Source organism: Pseudogemmobacter humi (genome assembly GCF_900609055.1).
GTDB lineage: Bacteria > Pseudomonadota > Alphaproteobacteria > Rhodobacterales > Rhodobacteraceae > Pseudogemmobacter > Pseudogemmobacter humi.
This window is the reverse complement of sequence record NZ_UXAW01000077.1, coordinates 1-892: the sequence shown is the minus strand read 5'-3', so window position 1 is coordinate 892 and position 892 is coordinate 1. Positions and strand designations below refer to the sequence as shown.

1 protein-coding gene is annotated in these 892 nt (G+C 61.0%); it reads right to left on the bottom strand.

All coding sequences use genetic code 11. The features are described from left to right. Positions 1 to 153 precede the first annotated feature (153 nt). Complete coding sequence (locus tag XINFAN_RS12925; protein WP_199286419.1) at positions 154 to 594, bottom strand: hypothetical protein; 441 nt, start codon at positions 592 to 594, stop codon at positions 154 to 156. Positions 595 to 892: the final 298 nt, after the last annotated feature.

Genomic DNA, 892 nt, shown 5'->3' with positions numbered 1-892 from the left:
GGTTCCTGCGTTTCCGCATTCCTGATCTCCTCGTCATTGGAGACCAGCAAACGTCAGATCGTAGCTTCCGTCACTGTCCGATTTCCGGGGAGTAGCTCACACGGATGCCTTGGGGCGCTATTTTTGCGTTGCGAAGACCGTCATAGCAGTATGCTAGCCGGCAACTCCAGCACTCGCAGGCGGAGTCAGCCGGTGCCAGGCATCCCGAAACTCGTCCTTGTCGTAGTGCTTCGGTTCCAGCCAGTAAGCGCCACCGTTTTTATCCTGTCCAGCCAGCGCCCGCACCTCGTCCAGCCGCAGCACATAGCAGGTGGGCGAATCCGTGATGGCGCGAATGGTGATCACCCACAAGTCCGAGCGCAGGTTGTCGAGGTTCAGTCCGAGCGGCACGGCGGACCGCTTGCTGAGCGCCTTCGATTGGATGCCCAGCGTCACCGTCTCGTCGTCGTTGATGGCGATGAGGTCCGAACCCCGCGCGTTGCGGACGGTGGGCATGACATGCCATCCGCGCCGGGAAAGCTGCCATGCGGCATAGTTCAGCCCGGCGTTGCCGGTCAGTTGCGGGCGGGGTTTGGTGGCAATCTGTTCGGTCAAGGGACAACTCCCATCTTGAGGTTCAGGATCTGCCCGGGTCAAAGCCGGGTGTTAGCAACCCCGTGCGTAGCGCGAGGCACCGCTGCCTTTAGCGTGGCCTGGACATACGTAGCGGTCACCCGGCCGATAAGAACCGACCGAGCTACGCATTGAGGGGTTGCTAAGCCCCACGGACAGAATTGGCTGCCCGCCTGCCATCGGCTTTGTTGAGCTATTCGGATTGAGGCCGGACTTGTCCCTTTCCCAGATATTTTCAGCGCATGCGGACGGTCTCTGGCGTCCCGAGTGATGTGAAGCG